General features: G+C 73.4%; 5 protein-coding genes. All 5 read left to right on the top strand.

The annotated features are described in order from the left end of the window. The first annotated feature begins 110 nt into the window (after positions 1-110). Positions 111-710 carry a sulfite oxidase-like oxidoreductase gene (locus tag GA0115240_RS19115; RefSeq protein ID WP_093737898.1) on the top strand — a complete coding sequence of 200 codons (600 nt, stop codon included), beginning with the start codon at positions 111-113 and terminating at the stop codon, positions 708-710. Then, the gene (locus GA0115240_RS19110) at positions 680-1,435 is read left to right on the top strand and encodes a ferredoxin reductase (protein ID WP_093737897.1); all 756 of its coding nucleotides are present in this window, start codon (positions 680-682) and stop codon (positions 1,433-1,435) included. The genes GA0115240_RS19115 and GA0115240_RS19110 overlap by 31 nt, the downstream gene beginning before the upstream one ends. A gap of 1 nt (position 1,436) precedes the next feature. Continuing rightward, positions 1,437-1,754, top strand: coding sequence for a DUF6510 family protein (locus tag GA0115240_RS19105; protein WP_093737896.1), 318 nt, complete (start codon positions 1,437-1,439; stop codon positions 1,752-1,754). Positions 1,755-1,865: 111 nt separating this feature from the next. After that, the gene (locus tag GA0115240_RS19100; protein ID WP_237555017.1) at positions 1,866-4,130 is read left to right on the top strand and encodes an FUSC family protein; all 2,265 of its coding nucleotides are present in this window, start codon (positions 1,866-1,868) and stop codon (positions 4,128-4,130) included. Between the two features lie 125 nt (positions 4,131-4,255). Further along, complete coding sequence (locus GA0115240_RS19095) at positions 4,256-4,459, top strand: cold-shock protein (protein ID WP_093737895.1); 204 nt, start codon at positions 4,256-4,258, stop codon at positions 4,457-4,459. Positions 4,460-4,549: the final 90 nt, after the last annotated feature.

Here is a 4,549-nt window from a genome sequence, read left to right as displayed (position 1 = left end):
TCCCCGGGCGTCGCGGTGGACCCGGGGGCGGCCGGCGGGCATGCTGGAAGGAGCGGTGCCGAACGGCAAGGCCAGCCCATCACGCGCAGGCGAGGGAAGGACGGCGCGACATGGCGATCATTTCGCGCGGTTTCCACGGCAGGCGTCCCGAGTCGGGGCACAAGCTGCCGCCGGGCCAGTACGAGACCTTCGATTTCCCGGTGCTGTCCGCCGGACCCACCCCCCGGGTGACCCGTGACGACTGGGAGTTCACCGTCACCACCGAGAGCGGGGTGCGGCACCGCTGGGACTGGGCGCAGCTGATGGCGCTGCCCGCCGAGCAGCCGACGGTGGACCTGCACTGCGTCACCAAGTGGTCGAAGTTCGGCACCCACTGGGAAGGCGTCTCGCTCGACACCCTGCTGGGCGACGTCGAGACCGCGGCCGACTTCGCCCTGGTTCACTCCTACGGCGGCTACACCACCAACCTGCCGCTGGCGGACCTGCTGGGCGGCCAGGCCTGGATAGCGCACCGCTACGACGGCCGGGAGCTGGCGCCGGAGCACGGCGGCCCGGCCCGGCTGCTGGTGCCGCACCTGTACCTGTGGAAGTCGGCCAAGTGGGTCCGGGGGATGGAGCTGATGACACGGGATCAGCCGGGCTTCTGGGAGAGCGCGGGCTATCACGACTACGGAGACCCATGGCGCGAACAGCGGTACCAGGGCGACTAGGGGCACGGCTGCGCTGGCAGGCCGCCGCGCTGGTCGAGCGGCGCGAGGAGTCGGCGACCGCGCGGACCCTGGTCTTCGAGGTGGACGGCTGGGCCGGGCACCTGGCCGGCCAGCACGTCGACGTCCGGCTGACCGCCGAGGACGGCTACAGCACGCAGCGCAGCTACTCGCTGGCGTCCGCGCCCGGCGGCGACCGCGTCGAGCTGACCGTGCAGCGGGTGCCCGACGGGGAGGTGTCCCCGTACCTCATCGACGACCTGGCGGTCGGCGACCTGGTGGAGATCCGCGGACCGGTCGGCGGCTGGTTCGTGTGGCGTCCCGAGCAGCCGGAGCCGGTGCTGCTGGTGGCGGGCGGCTCGGGTGTGGTGCCGCTGATGTCGATGATCCGGGTACGCGGCATGCTCGGCAGCCGGGTGCCCTTCCGGCTGCTGTACTCGGTGCGCGATCCCGGCGACCGGCTGTACGGGCCCGAACTCGACCGCGGCGCGCCCGGTCTCGACACCTCCTACGTCTACACCCGAGCGGTGCCGCCCGGCGGGAAGCGGCCCGCCGGACGGCTCACCGAGCAGGACCTGGTCCGCTGGGGGTGGCCGGCCGATTTCGAGCCCACCTGCTACGTGTGCGGGCCGACCGGCTTCGTGGAGGCGGCCGCCGGCGCGCTGGTGTCCCTCGGCCACGACCCCGACCGCATCCGCACCGAACGCTTCGGCCCCAGCGGAGGATGACATGGACCCCACCGGCGACAACCCCACCCGCGACCCGGTCGCGCACGGCTACCAGGAGGCCTACCAGGACGGCAACGCGCTGGCCGGGCCGCTCGCGGAGATCTTCGCGGTGGACGTGACCGCGGCCGTCTCCCGCTGCGCGCACTGCCGCAGTGAAGGCCCGGTGGCCGGGCTGCGCGTCTACGGCCGGGCGACGGCCCTGGTGGCCCGCTGCCCGCACTGCGACGGCGTCGTCCTGCGGCTCGTCCGCGCGCCGGACACCGCCTGGCTCGACATGAGCGGCAGTCTGGCGCTCGCGGTCCCCCTCGGCCGGGCCTGACGGCCCCCGGCTGCCGCGTCCCCGCCGCGCCGCGGGACCGCCCACCGGTCGGGGGCGCCGTCGTGCGATGCTGGGCGTGCTCCGATCTTGGCAGGGGAACACGACAGCACGATGACGAAGTCACGCAGGGCCCGTACCGGCGTCTGGGACCGCTACATGGCCTCCGACCCGGGGCTGCTGCGGCTGATGTCGGGGCTGCGGACGGTCGGCGCGATCGGACTGACCCTCCTGGTCCTGTCGTTGCTGCACGTCGGCGTGACCGACCTGGTGGCCGGCGCGCTGGCCTCGATGGTGTCCACCTTCGGCGTCCGCGACAAACGGGTGCGCGACCAGGCCGTCACGCTCGCGCTCTGCCTGCCGACCGCCCTGGTGTCGGTCTCGCTGGGCGCGGAACTCAACCCGCACATCGTCGTCGGCGACCTCTTCTTCGTGCTGCTGATCTTCACCTCGGCCTACCTGCGGCGCTTCGGCGACCGGGGCGGATCGGTCGGCCTGATCGGCTTCCAGATCTACTTCCTGTCCCTGTTCGTCCACGCCGGGCCCGGCGACCTGCCCTCGCTGTGGCGGTCGCTGGCCATCGCCTTCGCGAGCAGCGCCCTGGTCCGGTTCGCGATCCTGCCGGAGACGCCCGAACGCACCCTGCGCCGGCTGCGGCAGGCGTTCCGGGCCCGGGCCGCGCAGCTCGTCGCCACCCAGGTGGACGTCCTGGAAGCCGATCCGGAGCGGCTGGACAACGCGGTCGCCGACCTGCGCAAGGACATCGCCCGGCTGCACGAGACCGCGCTGATGATCCAGGCGCGGCTGGACGAGGGCAGCACCGACGAGGCGACCGCGGCGCAGCTCCAGCGGCGCGTCGCCGACGCCGAACTCGCCGCCGAGCGGCTGGGCGTACTGGTGCTCAACGCGCGCAGCGCCGAGCGCGCCGACACCATCGTGCTGCACCTGCCGGAGGCCGCGCTGCCCGCGCCGGCGCCGCACGGCCTCGACGAGGAGCGGACGGTCCGGACGCTGGAACGCGAACTGCGCGCCCTGCACGAGCTGGTGGCACGGCTCGGCGACGACGACTCCAGCGCGGCCACCGCGGAGATCCGCAACCGGCTGCTCGGCTACCGCGACGACGAGAACGTGCCGCAGGCGTCGCCCGCCGTCCAGGAGGCGTTCCGGGGCATCGGCGAGACCGCGCGCGCCGTGCTGGGCCTGCGGCTGGCGCTCGACGGCGCGGGCGACGAGGCCGACGAGACCGCCGAGACGGCCCGCTCCCGCGAGGAGTTCGAAGCGGAGGACGTCGCGCTGGCCGGCGAGGTGACGGCCGCCGAACGCACCGGACTCGAGCGCCGCACCACCCGGGCCGCGGCCCAGGTCACGGTCGGCTCGATGCTCGCCATCCTGGGTGGCGAGTTCCTCTCCTCGCAGCGCTGGTACTGGGCGGTGCTGACCTGCTGGGTCGTCTTCCTCAACACCTCCTCGCGGGGCGAGATCCTGGTCCGGGGCTACCGCCGGGTGATCGGCACGGTGGCCGGGGTGGTGGCCGGGGTGGGGCTGGCCGGCGTGGTCGGCCGGCACACCTTCACCGCCTTCTCGCTGGTCCTGCTGCTGATCTTCGCGATGTTCTTCACCGCCGCGCTGTCCTACGCCCTGATGTCGTTCTTCGTCACCGCGATGCTGGGCCTGCTCTACACGCTGCTGCACACCTACAGCCTGTCCGTGCTGCTGCTGCGGGTGGAGGAGACCGCGCTCGGCGCCGCCTGCGGCATCATCGCGGCGCTGTTCGTGCTGCCGGTCAGCACCGATCAGCACACCGACGAGCAGTTGGCGGCCGCGCTGGCCCGGCTGCGGGAGGTGGCCATGGCCGCGGTCGCGCAGCTCAGCGGGGCCCCGGCCGCCGACCTGCTCGACCTGGCGCGCGATCTGGACACCGCGCTGGACGACCTGCGCCGTTCGACGAGCCCGCTGACCTATCCGATCACGCCGCTGCGGGTGCGGCGGCGCACCGTGCGCTATCTGGTGGCGCTGCTGGAGACGTGCGCCTACCACGCCCGCGCGCTGGCCGCGACGGCCGAACTCGTCCCGTACAGCACGGGCGTGGCCGCCGACCCGCGGCTGGAGGCCGTCGGGCAGCGCATCGGGCACAACATCGATGTGCTGCTCGCCCGGATCGAGGGCGACACCTCGACCGAGCCGATCCGGACCGGCCCGAGCATCGCCTCCATGCTGGAGGGTTCGGGGTCGGCGGCGGTGCGCTCCGGCTCGGTGACCTTCCGGGTGCTGCGCCATCTCCAGCGGCTGGACGAGGGGATCGCGGGGCTGGCCCGGCCCATCGGCGCACCCGTGGAGGGCGAGATCGCCGAATCGGCCGGGATCCCCAAAGCGGCGTGATCCGGGCTCGGTTGACGCTGCATGGTCCGCGCCGCCGCGGGGTACGTAGCCGGTGGGCATTCCCTCGGCGGGTGTCCCCGGGCCGCGGCACAGCGGCTCGTGACAGCGGACCAGAAGGACAGACAGTGGCCAGTGGCACGGTGAAGTGGTTCAACTCCGAGAAGGGCTACGGGTTCATCGCCCAGGAAGGTGGCCCCGACGTCTTCGCGCACTACTCCCAGATATCCGGCTCGGGCTACCGGGAACTCCTGGAGGGCGAGGCCGTGACCTTCGATGTGGCCCAGGGCCAGAAGGGACCCCAGGCGGAGAACATCGTCCGGGCGCACTGACCGCTGCCCTCCTTGCCGCGCCCGGACCTCGCGCCCGGAGCGCTCGTCCGGGCCCCGTGTCCGGACCCTGCGTCCGGCCGCCGGCCGGCT

The organism is Streptomyces sp. DvalAA-14 (genome assembly GCF_900091855.1).
Taxonomy (GTDB): domain Bacteria; phylum Actinomycetota; class Actinomycetes; order Streptomycetales; family Streptomycetaceae; genus Actinacidiphila.
Note: the sequence above shows the minus strand (reverse complement) of the source record. Positions and strands in the feature narration are given on the sequence as shown.